Here is a 14116-nt window from a genome sequence, read left to right as displayed (position 1 = left end):
AAATTTGCCGCCATTCACTCCGACTGACTTTTTCAATCGCGTATTACCGGGAATGGCGAAGCTTGGGACAAACCCGTCGTTCCTAACACTGTTGGCGAACGGCTGCTTCCGGCGAAGCTAGCCATTCGTTATTTGGGAGGGCTGCTCGCGGGCAATCGCCTCAAGATGCGCACGATGGTGATGGCTCCCGCCATTCAGATCGCATCGGTTGATCATTTCCATACAGTGTATTTCAAGTCTAGTGCTTGCTCAGTTCGTTGCTGATTATAATCGTGTCTGCTTCCGGAGGAATGTCTTAGAAAATAACATAAATCATGGCATGAGCGACCTATTGTTGAGCACCCACCAAGGGAAATAGCATGCGTTTGATGATCACGCTGTTGGCAAGCGCGGCGCTCCTTGTGCCGCAATTGGCGCAGGCCCAAAAGGCAAACGGCCTGAACGATCTGGTCGGTGCGCGGGCACCAGGCGGGGAAACAGCGCTTCAATCGCGCGGCTGGGTCCATATCAAAACCGATCAGGGCGATGACCGGGTCTGGAGCTATTGGTGGCAGCCCACCCAGAAGAGCTGCGTCAGCATCGCGGTCAAGGAAGGCCGCTTCGATTCCATCACCCCAACTACGGCGCCAGACTGCAATCAGAAGGTCGGCGGCAAGGGACCGAGCGGGACGGCGGTGGCGGCGGGCGTCGGTATCGCCGCGATCATCGGCGCCATCGCGCTCGCCCACAAGTCGCATAATCACGACAATGGCCAGCATTATGACGATGATGCCTCCGACGCCGCCTATGAGCGAGGCTTTCGCGACGGGCTCTACTCCCAGACCTACCATAATTATGATCGCTCAGAGCCCTATTCGCGTGGCTATGAGGCTGGCGTCAGTCAGAAGGGGCGAGAAACGAGTCATCGTGACGGTCATCGCTCAGACGGTGCCGGCTATCAGCAGTCGGTCGATCTGAATGACCTTGTCGATGCACGCGCAGCAGGCGCCGACAGCGAAATGCAGCGGCGCGGCTTTCGCAACGTAGGCGGCCTTAAGAGCGGCATGTCGAGTTACACCTACTGGTTCAACGATCGCACGCGGCAGTGCGTCCAGATGGGCATTGCCGACGGGCGGGTCCAGAATGTAGCCGATATCGGCACCTATCAAGGGTGTCGGTGAGCTGCCGCAATGCGCGTCACGATATTCGGCACTCGCAGCTATGACCGGCAGTTCCTGACGGCCGCGAATGCGGATCATGGCCATGAACTCCGGTTTGTGGAGGCTGGCCTCGACCCGCTCACCGCCCGGCTGGCTACGGGCAGCGATGCGGTTTGTGCTTTCGTCAACGATTGCCTCGACGCCGAAGTGATCGAGCAACTGGCGGGCCTAGGCATCCGTATCGTCGCTCTGCGCTGCGCCGGCTACAATAATGTCGATCTTGAAACCGCAGCAAGGCGGGGCATCGCCGTCACGCGGGTTCCTGCCTATTCGCCCCATGCCGTGGCGGAATTCACCATCGGCCTGCTGCTGGCGCTGGACCGCAAAATCCATAGGGCATGGTCGCGCGTCAGGGAAAATAATTACGCGCTAGACGGTCTGGTCGGGCGCAATCTCCATGGGCGTGTCATGGGTATAGTGGGGACCGGTCAGATCGGCGCCCTGGTCGCCAGAACCCTGCGCGCAGGCTTTGTTTGTGCGGTGTTGGCCAGCGACCCAGTCGTCGATCCGGAACTGGAAGCGATTGGAGTCCGCTATACGAGCGTGGACAGGCTGCTGCGGGAGGCCGATGTCATCAGCCTGCATTGTCCGCTGACGCCCGATACCCGGCACATGATCAATGCCGAGACGCTGGCGCAGGCTCGTCCCGGCCTGGTCCTCGTCAACACCAGCCGCGGTGCGCTGATCGAAACCAAGGCGCTAATCGACGCGCTCAAGGCCCGCTCGATCGGCGGCGTTGCTCTCGATGTCTACGAACAGGAAGCAGGCATTTTCTTCGATGACCTCTCCAGCGAGATCATCGACGACGATCTGCTCCAGCGTCTGTTGACCTTTCCGAACGTGCTGGTGACGGGCCATCAGGCGTTCCTGACCGAGGAAGCCTTGGCCGCGATCGCGCAAACGACGCTGGGGAGCCTGTCGAGTTTCGAGAAGGGCTTGCCGCTGGCGCATCAAATCCTGCCTGCCGAACAGGTTGGTCAGCGCCTGCCATGAATTTCGTGCAGTGGTTGAACTCGCTCGACGAGCTTCTCTATGAAGTGATGAGCTGGCTCGTCTTCTATCCGATAACCTTGTGGCAAATCCTGCGCCATCCGCTCGCGACGATGCACTACGCCGAAGAACAGTTGCGGCTGGACCAGGACCAGCAGTACCGCGCAACCGTCAGCCCGCCCATCATGCTCATCCTGACGATTGTGCTTATCCAGGGCCTTGGCCTTGCCATCGACGGCACCAACACGATCGTCAAGCATCGCCATGGCCTTGCCAGCCTGGTCAACGACAACACGACCCTGCTTTTCCTGCGGCTGGTGCTGTTTGGCACATTCGCCCTCGTGCTGGCAGCGCGCAAAGTACACAGGAGCGAGCAGGATCTTGATCGGGACACTCTCAAGCCTGCCTTCTATGCCCAATGCTATGCGATCTCGCCCTTCGCTTTGCTGCTAGGCGGCGGAGTCAGCGCTACGACCCATTTCCATGACGCAGTACAGTTGCTCGGCCTCACGGCAATCCTTGCTGCCTTCCTTTTCTACGGCATCGTTCAGATCCGCTGGTTCCAGCAGGAACTCGGCCAGTCCTGGTTACGGTCATTCATCGATGCCTCCATCGGCATGATCGTGAGCATCATGGCAACAGCTACGCTTGGGATTCTTTTTGCATGACCCGCACCTTCCGTAAGCGACCCGTGAAATCTTTCTCGATGCTGTCCATGATCTTCGTACTGGCGATGACAGGCACGGCCCATGCCCAAGGTTCGAAAGTCAGCTCTGCCCCCGAACTGGCGCGACAGATCGACGCGCTCAAGCCTGGTCAATGGGTATGGGCGCCAGCAATCGCCCCCAGCGGCCCGGTGATGATATATGTCGACCTGTCGAAGCAGATCGCGCTCGTCTATCGCAATGGTATCCGCATTGGCGCCGCGACCGTCTCATCAGGCAAGGATGGCCATGAAACGCCGACCGGCGTCTTCACCATCCTGCAAAAGGACGCCACCCATCGGTCCAGCGTCTATAATAATGCGCCCATGCCCTTTCAGCAGCGACTGACATGGGATGGCGTGGCGCTGCATGCTGGTGGCCTGCCCGGCTATCCGGAGAGTCATGGCTGCGTTCATTTGCCCTATGAATTCGCCCGCGCCCTGTTCGCCATGACCAACCTTGGCATCACCGTCATTGTGCAGGGCAGCGCCGCCGACCATGTGCATACCAGCGATAACAGCCTTCTTGTTCCCTTCGATGTCAAGGGGCAGCCTGCAACCGTCAAGCCTCTTATCGGTGAGGCCTATCGCTGGGAACCGGAGGCCGCGCCCGAAGGTCCGTTGACGATCATCGTCTCCAAACTCGACCAACGGCTTGTCGTGCTGCGCAATGGCATAGAAATCGGGCGAAGTGTTGGGCAGATCAACGACGATGATCCCGGGTCGCATGTCATCAACCTTGTCATACGCGACGGTAAGCCGCACTGGCTCTATGTCGGCCTGCCGGGCCATGGCGATGAGGACGGACAGGAGGTCGACGAGGCCATTCTCAACCGCGTGCGAATGCCGAAACGCTTCTACGAGTTGGTACGTGGCGCCCTGAAACCCGGCACTACGATTCTGGTGACCAACTCGCGGGTCGGGGCGAAGCCGCTGGAGCGGCTCACGATTATGGATGCAGTCGTTCCACAGCCATAGAGGAGAACTTCATTCGGCGCAGAGAAGCGCCGCAGCAGGTATAGGCTCGCGCAACCCCGGAATCCTTCCGAAGATCGCGCAAAACCAGCGATCAGGCAGAACGCCCGACAAAAATTTCTCAGAAACGCCGCTGCCCGGCATCGACTTTGTCACAGGTGCCGGAAAAGTCCTGCCCGGTGCCCTTGATCGTGATCACGCCGGTTTGCCGGTCGATCCTAAGCTTGGGCTTGTTGAGGCCGTTGAGGCGATAGCTCGCCCGGATTTCGTCGCTCCCGACGATGACGTCTTCTAGCTGCCACCAATGCTGATGATCGCCACCCGAATGGAGGGGCGGTATCAGCTTTTCCGGCAAACGGATGCGACCATCATTACCATAGATCTGGAGCGTGACTGCGGACGCGAATCCCCGCATCTCGGTCTGCACACCGCTGCGCACTCGATATTTGTGATCATAGCGGTCCCACTCCAGGTTGTTGACATAGCCCGAACCGAGCTTTTCACCCTGACCCGAACAAACCAGATTGATGGCTTCATCGTCTCCGCCCTGTGCCGAGGCCGGGCCGGCGAGCAAAATGGCGCCTGCCATTGTTACGATAGCAAGTTTCAACATCCCTTTTCTCCTGCTTGTCCGAGTGGGATGGTGTCAGCATCGACGACATCCGACCAGAGGTGATATTCGTTCCGCAGCGTCGAATCGATGCAGCTCATAGGTGGGCTCATCTGGATAGACGCCGTCAAAGGGGCGGCCAAGCGTGACCGCGGCGATTGTCAAACTGCGCCGCGCTGAAGTCCATAGATTGGGGCAGGGAGATGGGTCGGTGTGGAGGCGTTCGGTCAGCATGGTCCCGCGAATCACGCCGCAGCACGACGTATCGGCATAAAGACTATGCTGACCCGGCACAGATATCAGAAAATCGCGGCCTTCACGCCCAGCACGAAGCGGGGGCCATAATATTCGACCTGCAACGGACGATCCTTGTTGCCCAGATAATAATGCAGCTTCTGATTGGTAAGATTGCTCGCTTCACCGAACAGCGTCACCTTCGGCGTCACCTGCCAGTTCACCGTCAGATCGAGGCTGGTATAGGCGCCATAAAAGCTGTCCAGATTGGCGCTGGCCCCATATTCCTCAATGAATGCGCCCTTGTAGTTCATCGCCAGGCGGCTGGAGAAACGGCCGTCGTCATAATAAAGTGCAAAGTTCGCCAGATTATTGGCCTGTCGCGGTACTCGCACCTCGCGTCCATCGGGGAGCGTGAACTTGGAGCGGATGAGGGTATAGTTCGCATTGACGCCGAAGTTGGACAGCAGGCCGGGCAGGAAGGTCAGCCGGCGCTGCACGTTGAACTCCAGGCCGTAAAGATCGCCCGCCGCGCCATTGGCCGGGGTCAGGAAAGCGACGCCATCAATGCCGCGATAGGTGTCGATCCGTCGCGAGTCATAAATCGGATTGCTAATCCGCTTATAAAAGGCGCCCGCCGAAATCACGCCGTCATTGCCGAAATAATGTTCGAACAACAGGTCGCCATTCCAGGCATAGGTGGGCTTGAGGTCCGGGTTGCCGCCGGCAAATTCCAGATCGGCTTCGCTGAACGCGCCGCCGGGCGCGAGATCGCCAAAGTCGGGCCGGGCAAAGCTGCGGGTGATGGCCGCACGAAGATTGGTGTCGCTGTCGAAGCGATAGGTCAGATGCAGCGACGGCAGGATCGCCAGATAGTCGTTGGAGCGCCGCTCGTTTTCCAGCGCGCCGTTGACCAGAACCTGTCCCGAAACGGTCGTCTTGGTATGTTCCAGCCGCACGCCGCCGAGCAGCGTGACCGCCTCGCCGGGGTTCCAGGTCGCCATGGCGTAACCGGCCGTCTGCTTTTCCACGAGGCGGAAGGTGCGACCCAAAGACCCCCATTTTGCGCGGTCGCCGATCCGGCCGTATCCAGCACCAGATTGCCGCGATTGGCGAGATACCAGTTCACCAGATCCTTTTCGGACACGACCTGAGAGAATTGGCCGCTATATTGCTTGCCGATCGGGAGTTCGTCGAGATAGCCGCCGCGCCCCGGCTGGTTCATCAACGGGAAGTCCGCCAATGTCGGCACCGGCCCCGCTGCCGGGTTCCAGGTGTAGAACAGATCCTCGAACGTCGCATCGCGCAGCTTGTCGCGATATTTGGCGCCCGCCTTGAAGGTCAGCGTGTCGCTGGCCGGTAAAGTCGCGTTGCCTTCCAGCACGATCCGGTCGGTTTCCTTCACCCGGATCTTGTAGAGTTCGACATTGGACAGGCGGGTGAGCGCCGGGTCCATCTGGAAACCGGACGGCAGATGGTTGCTGATCGCATCGGCCGGATCGGTGCCGCCGTCTATCTCGTTATAGGCAAGGTTGCCCGAACCGCGATTGTCCAAGCCCTGATAGCTGACATTGCGCTGGTCGAACCGGACGACGAAATAGCTGTTGTCGCGGCCGTCGGGCGTATCGCCATAGCGAAAGAGATTTTCGTAATGCGCGGCTTTCCAGTCGATCTTCGCGCCGCCGTTGCCCAGCATATGGATGCCGCCCACTTCACCGCCCTTCAGTTCGGTGATGAGCGTGTTGAAGATATGCTGCACTTCGACCCGGTTGGACGCGAAGTTCAGGCGGTGCTTGTAATGCGTCTCGTCATCCTTGAGCGATCCGTAGATGCCGCGAGCATAAAGCTTGCCGCCATCGTCGAACGCATATTCCATCGCGCCGTTTAGGCCGATCGTCTCGCGCACGCCGGTATAGTCGCGCAGTTCGAGGCGGGTGATGCCGATGCCGTCCCCGCCACGGCGCGGTTCATAATTGTCTGTCGCCCAGTGGCGGTTATAATAGCTGCCCGACAGGACGAAGCCGAATTTGCCGTCGGCGAAGCGGTCGCCATAGAGGCCGTTCATCAGGAAGCCGCCCCTGTTCGCCTTCTCCGAATAATTGCCGCCGGCAGTCAGTTGCAGCGTGCGCTTGTCGGGTGCGGTCTTGGTGATGAAGTTGACCGAGCCGCCGATCGCGTCGCCCTCCATGTCGGGCGTGATTGCCTTGGCGACGACGACCTGTTCGATCAGCTCGGACGGGAAGAAGTCGAAAGCGGTCGCGCGGCTGGTCGTTTCCTCCTCGGCCGTAGGCAGGCGGCTGCCGTTGATGAGGGTCGAATTCCATTGCGAGGGCAGGCCACGCACGGCGACGAAGCGGCCTTCACCTTGGTCCCGCTCGATGGCGACGCCAGGCAGGCGCTGCACAGCTTCGGCGGCGTTGCGATCCGGCAGGCGACCGATGCCGTCGGCAGTCAGGACGTTGACGATATTGTCGGCGCGACGCTGCGCCTCGATCGACTTCATCTCGCCGCTGACGATCGTGCCGGTGACGACGATGTCGCTGGACGACGCATCGCCGGCGGCCGGGACGATTTGCGCGTGCGCCGTGGTGGCGAGGACGAGTGCCCCCAAGCTGACAGCGGATTTAAGAACGAACCTCGTCATAATTTCACCCCTTGATTGATGGCGGCGCTATCACAGCGCCGCTGATCTTGATCCTGGGGTTGCCATGACTTGGTCTGGCTCATCCAATTCATTGGGTGCATCGCAGCAATAGCCGGATGGCGGACCAATTTAGACGAAAATCGCCTCGCACAGCTTGGCCGTACGAGGTATAATCTTCGAAAGAGAATGAAATTGCGTGTTTAAATATTTGCGTGTCCCAGCTTTCGTCTGAAATAGAGGATGGAGACGGACGCCATGGCCAGACACAGCGCCGCGCCCGCATAGGCAAGCCAGATGAAGAAATGGAGCCAGTCGAGCGTGACGCCCGGCAGGTTGCGGAGCAGCGTCAGCACGACGCTGGCGCCATAGCCGGTCGCGTCGGCGACATAGATGAGGAAGCCGGCCGTTCCCGCCCGTCGCGTCGCCGCGACCAGCCGGTCGAACAGCATCGCGTTAAACGGTGTATAGCCCAGATATAGCCCAAGCCCCGACAGGATCATCCAAGGGAGTGGCGCAAGCCAGCCTAGCTGGAACGCCAATGTCGACAGCCCGATCAGCGCCGCGCCCAGCATGACGATGACATGGATGACGATCAGCGCACGCAGATTGTCCCGGATGAAGACGAGACTGGCCAGGATGGCCAGCGTCACCAGCGCGATCGGCGCCTCGCTGGCGGTAAAGACGCTCGACACGCCCGCATAGCCAAGGTCGATCCAGATTTCGGCCGAGAAATTGTCGCGAAAATCACGGATTGCCGTAAAGAATGTATAAGCGAGGACCAGAAAGCCGACGCCCGGACCATAGTCGCGCAGAAAGGCACGGCGCGCTGCGGCAGGCATGGGCGGTCGCGCCATCCGCTCGGCCTGCTCCTCCGGTGTCGGGGGCGGCATGTGCGCCAGGCCGATGACCGCGACGATCAGCAGCGGCATGAACAGGGCGCCGGTCATTGCCGGCATCCAATATTCGCTGACGCCCATGCCGATCATCAACCACATGCCGACCGACTTCACGATGCCCGACGACACCACGAAGCTGGCGCACAAGATGGCCGCGATCACCTCGCTCGTACGCCGCCCCTCGACATAGCCGAACACCAGTCCCCAAATCATGCCGAGCGGCAGACCGTTGAGGAACAGCGCACCAACTTTCCAGTTGGGCGGCAGAATAGCGAAGAGCAGCAGCGCCACCCATGAAACCATGATGAGTCCGACGATCGCGAGACCGCGACGGGACGCCGCCATTTCGGATATCACCTTGACCCCGATGAACTTGGACAGCGCATAGCCCGCGACCTGTGCGATCACGAGCGCGATCTTGAAATCGATCACGCCTTCCCAGCCGCTGGCATCGGCATAGGTCGCCGCGGTGAACGGCTTGCGAAACGCATACATGGAGCAATAGGCGGCAAAGGCGGCAAGTCCGCCATAAAGAGCGAACAGGGCTGGATGCGCCCGCGCCAGACGCTGCGTGAACGTCCGTCGCGGCCTCATCACTGCCCCAGTTGCCGCCAGGCTGGTCACGCGTTGTGGCCGATCAACATCCGGGTCGGCGCAGACCCGGGTTGCTCGCCCTTGACCAGCGCTTCCTCGATCAGGCGGATCGCAATGCACAGGTCAGCGACGCTTTCGATCACAAAATCCGCTCCGGCCGCCGCGAACTCGACCATCACCGGCGCCATGCGCGCGGACCGGTCGTCGGCGGACAAGCTCATGAAATCATCATAGGCCAGCCCTACGCCATTGCCCGATCCGGCAAGGCCGATGGTCCATAGCCCCGCGTTTCGGCCAGCGGCGATCCCGACCGGCGCGTCATCGACGGCGACGCAGCGCCCCGCCGGCCATGCGGACAATTGCGCCATCGCTTGCCACAGCATCAGCGGCGCAGGGCGGCCCAGCGCAGTTTCGCCAGCGCACACGATCGCGTCGGGCGCATAACCCTGCTCGGCGGCAGCGGGGATGATGTCCGCCATCATCGTGCGGGTGTAGCCGGTGGTCGAACCGACCTTGATCCCTTTGTGACCCAAGGCGGAAGCCGCTGTCGCTGCGCCCGGAATGAGATCACGGCAGAGACTTGCACTATGGGCCATGGCAGGTTCCAGATCGACCATGATCGCGTCGACATCGGCCTGCGTCCACGCGCTGCCCTTCGCCGCCATCCAGCGCATCGCCATGGCGTCCTCGGACAGGATGGCGACCACATGCTCGCGCTTGGCCATGCCCATATAACGGCGGATGGTGGCCTCGTCGGCGGGAACACCGGCCGCTTCGAAAACCTGGTGCATGGCCATCACGGGGGCACGCGATCCGAAATCGATCATCGTACCAGCCCAGTCGAACAGGACCGCGACAATATCCGACATCATGCAATCTCCTTGATCGGGGCATTGAGCGCCGCGCCGACCACCCGTTCGCCAATGGCGAAGGCGGTGGACATGCCAGCGCCGCAAGTCACAGCCGTGACATGGACGCCGGGCGCAACGGCCTTGGTGAACCAGTTCTGCTTGGGGGATGAGGCGTAAATGCCCACCCAGCGTTCGATAACCGGCGGGGCCTTGCCCAGCACAGCAGAAAACTCTTCCAGCATCAAGGCGTCGATGCGCTCATGATGGAAGGGGTCGGGGGCGTCGCCATAGTCATGGCTGTCGCCCACGACCAGCGACCCGTCGGCCGACTGCACGGCGATCAAGTGAATGCCCGCATCGAGGAAAGCCCCTTGCTCCGCCTGCAACTGGGTCGCGAGCGGCGCGGCTTCCGGCAGGGCGGAATAGCCTTCGTATCTGGTGAGCCCGAGGTCGCTCATCACCGGCCGCGCAAGCCGATAGCCGGGCGCGGCGAGGCGCAGCATCTGCAACTTGCAGCGCGTGACTGCATGGGCCGCCATGACCTGCGGGAACAGCGCGTTCAGATCGTCGCCGGGGCATATGAATATGGCAGCGGCGCGATAGTCGCCTGCGCTCGTGACGACGCGCCCGTTGTCGCAGGCGGTCACCGTGGCAGGCGGCGCGAAGGTGACGCCCATGTCCCGTTCCAGCCACGCAGCTATCTTGGGTATGGCATCGCGGGCTTCCACGCGCAGTTCGTGCGGACTGACCAAAGCCGCTTCGCACGGCTGAAACGGCGTCTCGGCGTCGAGCGTGCGTAACTGACGGTCGGTCAGAAGCTGACAGCCCTCGCCCATTTCGGTGGCCATGAAGGCCTCCAGAACGGCAGCGGCAGCCTGACGCCGCACGGGCAGGACAAGGCCGGTCTGCTCGATGGCGATGCCCGCACGCGGCGCAACATTCGCCCATACGTCGCGTGCGCGCCGCGCGAGCGGCCACATCTCGGATCGTTCCTGGCCCGTCACGGTGACGAATCCGAAATTGCGGATGCTGGCACCAGTCGCACGGGCATGGCGGTCGATCACGACCACACGCTTGCCGGTCCGCGCCGCCGCCAGCGCATGGGCAAGCCCTACTATGCCGCGGCCGACCACCGCAACGTCAAATTCCCTGTCCATGTCGCTCTCGTCTGCCTGTGACCAACTTGTAACAATCTTGCTTCACAGGCTGTTTGCGGCAGCGGCGCGATCAAGGCCAATGCATCTGAGGCATGGCGACCATAGACGCGCATGGCCTTCGGTCAGGGAAAGGTAATGGGTTGAGCGTCAATTTCCTGCATCTGCGCAGCTTTTATGCGGTCGCCAGCGAACGCAGCGTCAGCAAGGCCGCACGGCGGCTCAACATCTCGCAGCCGACCTTATCCAAACAGTTGAAGGCATTGGAGGATCGCTACAAGGTCAAGCTGATCGAAGGGATGCGCCCACCACTGACGCTGACCACTGCCGGGCACGAACTGTTCGACAAAGCGCAGAAACTGTTCGGGATCGCCGATGAGATCGGCGCGCTGCTGGGCGAAGACGACATCGACAGCGGCGCGCTGCTGCGCCTGGGTACTGACAGTCCGCCCTATGCCGCCGAGTTCATGGCCGCGTTCAAGACGGAAGTTCCCAATGCGCATTTTCGCGTGACGATCGCCAACGCCATGCAGACCAACGAGCTGCTACTGAAGGCGCAGGTGGACATCGGCATCATCTGCGAACCGCCGATCGAAACGGACTATACCTACACGCCACTTTATGCAGACCGACTGGTGGCGATTTTGCCGGCGTCATGGCCGGACGATGGATTGAAGCTGTTCCCGATTGCGCGGCTGGCGCAGGAAGTGATTTTGGTCCGTGAAGCCACGTCGCGCACGCTGGCGGCCATGAACCGACTTCTGGCCGATGCGGAAATCGCACCGGGCCAGACGATGGAACTGCACACACGTGAAATGATCCGGGAGGGCGTCGCTCAGGGCATCGGCATGAGCCTGATGTTCGAGAAGGAATGCCCGCCCGACAGCCGCATAAGGGTGCTACCGCTCGATACGCGCTCATCCCTGATCGAGGTGAAAGGCTATCTGGCTGTGCGGACTGAACGCAAGCGCATGCCGTTGATCCGCCAGTCGCTGGCAATCGCCAAGAGGTTGGCAGAACGCTGAGGCGCGGTGCTTTCATATCGGCATTGATGATCGCGAACCTCAGTCTAAAAATCTGAAAATTGCGCGCAGACGAGCACGTCGCTCGAACCACAATGACCAACTTTGCTAACAGCCGACGTTCGTGCCTCTGCGATCGAAAGGCAACAATTGGTCGGCAGCCGACGCCGGGTGAATGTCAGCTACCTCTGCAGCCGGGCTCCGAACCGGACATTCCACTATCGGCCATTATAGCTTGGCAGATAAATCACCTGCCAAAATCACTCGGCAAATCTTCTATAGCCTTCATTGGATAAGATGGAAGGCTCGACATGAGCGGTGTTTTGTTCGGAATTTCTTGCTGAACCGCTTCTGCGGCTCCCTCTTTCGCTGCTTCTGTCACAGAATTTTCGAACATCCGCTTAAGGGCCCAACCCACAACGAAAGTCACAGAAGCTGTTACCACTGCGCGAGCCGCTGTTTCTTTAAGCGATCGCACGAATTGCTTGCGTTGCTGGCGACCCGATTGCCCTGCCACGACGTCGGCTAATTTCTCTCTGGTACGCATTGAGTCACCCCTGAACGAATCGGTTGTGACGGGACAACGCCCAACCAACTTTCTGGATGCAAAGCGCCATTCATGAAAATTTCTGCCGATGTCGCGGCTATCGTCTGGCCTATTGGCAAATTGCTTTAGCTACGTTTTTGGTATGGCTGCTATCTAATGCCCACAGCTCTGAAGCCGACATTTTGCAAACGACCATTACTTGCATCCTTTATGTCCTTGGCTGATCAATGATCATGAGAGCGTTGGCGTTCACCCAAGACAATCTCAGCAGCGTCATCCGTCACCATGACGTCTGAAACCAAGCCAAGGTTTTCTCCTGCTTGCGTTGGGCGACTTTAAAACCTTCGAGGGCCATCGGTGCGGCCTCTTCAGCTGCATCCAGATATTTCGCCCACCAATCCATCATTTTACGGCGATGCTGCAGATAACGCGCCGGGTTATAGACCCCCCTGACCCCGCGCGGCATATGCGCGAGCTGCATTGCTATCCAGTCTGGCATGAAGAGACCGGACTCATTCAAGACGGCACTGCCAAGGGATCGAAAGCCGTGGACCGTGGCCTTGCCGCGTAGGCCCATTCGATACATGACATCGAGCATGCGGTTTTCGCTGATGACGTCCGATCGGGAGCCAGCAACCGGGAACAGATATTTCCCCAGCCGCTCATTGCCGACTTTGCCATATTTATTAATGTCCCGGATTTGGCGCAAAAGATCGACGGCCTGCGGGGGCAGGGGCACAAGATGCTCGGAACGCATTTTCATGCGCTCCGGCGGTATGCGCCAGAGCGGCTCTTCGCTTCCCAGCCCCTCAAACTCTGTCCATTGCGCAAATCGCGTTTCTTGTGTCCGCACCATGGTAAGGATCGTCCATCGCAATGCGAGGTGGCTCAGTTGCGAGCCGCCGTCTGCGTTGAGACGTGCATAGAATTCAGGAAGGTCCTTGATCTCGATCTTGGCGCGGTGCCGGACCGGCGGGGGCTTGATCATCGCTGATGAAAGGTCCCGGCATGGATCGCTCTCGCAGCGTCCGTCCGGGATGCCGAAACGAAATATTTCGCTGCAATGGTTCGTGATGCGATGGGCCATTTCGAACGACCCGCGCGCCTCGATCACGCGCAATGCTTCGAGCATCGTGCGTGGAAGGATGGAGCGGACAGGCTTGTCCCCTATAATAGGGAGAATATCATTGTTGAGCCGCCCCTCTATCAGCCGGGCGTAGCGCGGGGACCAAGCCGGACGACGCGCCTCCATCCATTCATGTGCCAGCATGGCGAACGTGGTCCGGTCGGCCACGACCTGAAACCTGGCTTCCTTCCTATGGTCGATGGGATCGGTGCCTTGCGAGACGAGCGCCTTCATCTCTTCGCCCCAGACGCGCGCACGGTGCAGGCTGACAGCGGGATACTCGCCGCCATCGACAGTTTTCTGCTTGCCATCGAAGCGATAGGCGAGACGCCAGCGCTTCTTCCCAGACGGCATCACCACGATGTGCAAGCCGCCACCGTCGGACTTTTTGATGAGCTTGTCGCGGGCCACCAGAGTGGCGAGCATTTGATCGGTCAGCATGGGCGGTACTCCGGCTCCGCTGTTTGCGGATTCGAACCGGCAGCACCCGATTACCAACTTCGACGCCTGTTTTTACCAACGGATTTACCAACAAATCGCCTGAAACTGCCTGATCGGAATGGCTCCGGCG

At 60.2% G+C, this 14116-nt stretch carries 12 protein-coding genes and 1 pseudogene; 5 read left to right on the top strand and 8 right to left on the bottom strand.

Features of this window, described 5'->3' with window-relative positions:
* Positions 1-359: 359 nt before the first annotated feature.
* The 4 genes from U5A82_RS08790 to U5A82_RS08775 are packed head-to-tail and all read left to right on the top strand — an operon-like array spanning position 360 to position 3870.
* Complete coding sequence (locus U5A82_RS08790) at positions 360-1160, top strand: hypothetical protein (protein ID WP_326290209.1); 801 nt, start codon at positions 360-362, stop codon at positions 1158-1160.
* Positions 1161-1169: 9 nt separating this feature from the next.
* Entirely contained in the window at positions 1170-2192 is a 1023-nt protein-coding gene (locus tag U5A82_RS08785) for a 2-hydroxyacid dehydrogenase (protein ID WP_326290208.1), read from the top strand.
* Entirely contained in the window at positions 2189-2857 is a 669-nt protein-coding gene (locus U5A82_RS08780; protein WP_326290207.1) for a hypothetical protein, read from the top strand. The genes U5A82_RS08785 and U5A82_RS08780 overlap by 4 nt, the downstream gene beginning before the upstream one ends.
* Positions 2858-2895: 38 nt before the next feature.
* Positions 2896-3870 carry a L,D-transpeptidase gene (locus tag U5A82_RS08775; protein ID WP_326292889.1) on the top strand — a complete coding sequence of 325 codons (975 nt, stop codon included), beginning with the start codon at positions 2896-2898 and terminating at the stop codon, positions 3868-3870.
* Positions 3871-3988: 118 nt separating this feature from the next.
* On the opposite strand, the gene U5A82_RS08770 is transcribed toward U5A82_RS08775, so the two are convergent.
* The 6 genes and pseudogenes from U5A82_RS08770 to U5A82_RS08745 form a co-directional block, all read right to left on the bottom strand.
* Entirely contained in the window at positions 3989-4477 is a 489-nt protein-coding gene (locus U5A82_RS08770; RefSeq protein WP_326290206.1) for a hypothetical protein, read from the bottom strand.
* Positions 4478-4776: 299 nt separating this feature from the next.
* Entirely contained in the window at positions 4777-5742 is a 966-nt protein-coding gene (locus tag U5A82_RS08765) for a TonB-dependent receptor domain-containing protein (protein WP_326290205.1), read from the bottom strand.
* A gap of 1193 nt (positions 5743-6935) precedes the next feature.
* Positions 6936-7214, bottom strand: a pseudogene (locus U5A82_RS08760) (TonB-dependent receptor plug domain-containing protein); the annotation flags it as partial.
* Positions 7215-7555: 341 nt separating this feature from the next.
* On the bottom strand, positions 7556-8845 hold the full coding sequence (locus tag U5A82_RS08755) for a DUF5690 family protein (protein ID WP_326290204.1): 1290 nt from the start codon (positions 8843-8845) through the stop codon (positions 7556-7558).
* Positions 8846-8871: 26 nt separating this feature from the next.
* On the bottom strand, positions 8872-9717 hold the full coding sequence (phnX, locus tag U5A82_RS08750) for a phosphonoacetaldehyde hydrolase (protein WP_326290203.1): 846 nt from the start codon (positions 9715-9717) through the stop codon (positions 8872-8874).
* A complete protein-coding gene (locus U5A82_RS08745; RefSeq protein WP_326290201.1) occupies positions 9714-10853 on the bottom strand; it encodes a TIGR03364 family FAD-dependent oxidoreductase in 1140 nt (379 codons plus the stop codon). The genes phnX and U5A82_RS08745 overlap by 4 nt, the downstream gene beginning before the upstream one ends.
* A 140-nt stretch (positions 10854-10993) precedes the next feature.
* On the opposite strand from U5A82_RS08745, the gene U5A82_RS08740 reads away from it, so the two are divergent.
* Positions 10994-11875 carry a LysR family transcriptional regulator gene (locus tag U5A82_RS08740; RefSeq protein WP_326290199.1) on the top strand — a complete coding sequence of 294 codons (882 nt, stop codon included), beginning with the start codon at positions 10994-10996 and terminating at the stop codon, positions 11873-11875.
* 244 nt (positions 11876-12119) lie between these two features.
* Here U5A82_RS08740 and U5A82_RS08735 read toward each other — a convergent pair whose 3' ends face one another.
* Complete coding sequence (locus U5A82_RS08735) at positions 12120-12419, bottom strand: hypothetical protein (protein ID WP_326290197.1); 300 nt, start codon at positions 12417-12419, stop codon at positions 12120-12122.
* A gap of 280 nt (positions 12420-12699) precedes the next feature.
* Positions 12700-13986 carry a tyrosine-type recombinase/integrase gene (locus U5A82_RS08730; protein ID WP_326290196.1) on the bottom strand — a complete coding sequence of 429 codons (1287 nt, stop codon included), beginning with the start codon at positions 13984-13986 and terminating at the stop codon, positions 12700-12702.
* Positions 13987-14116 lie beyond the last annotated feature (130 nt).

This window comes from Sphingobium sp. CR2-8 (assembly GCF_035818615.1).
Taxonomy (GTDB): domain Bacteria; phylum Pseudomonadota; class Alphaproteobacteria; order Sphingomonadales; family Sphingomonadaceae; genus Sphingobium.
The sequence above is the reverse complement of the archived record's forward strand: the minus strand, read 5'-3'. Positions and strand labels throughout refer to the sequence as shown.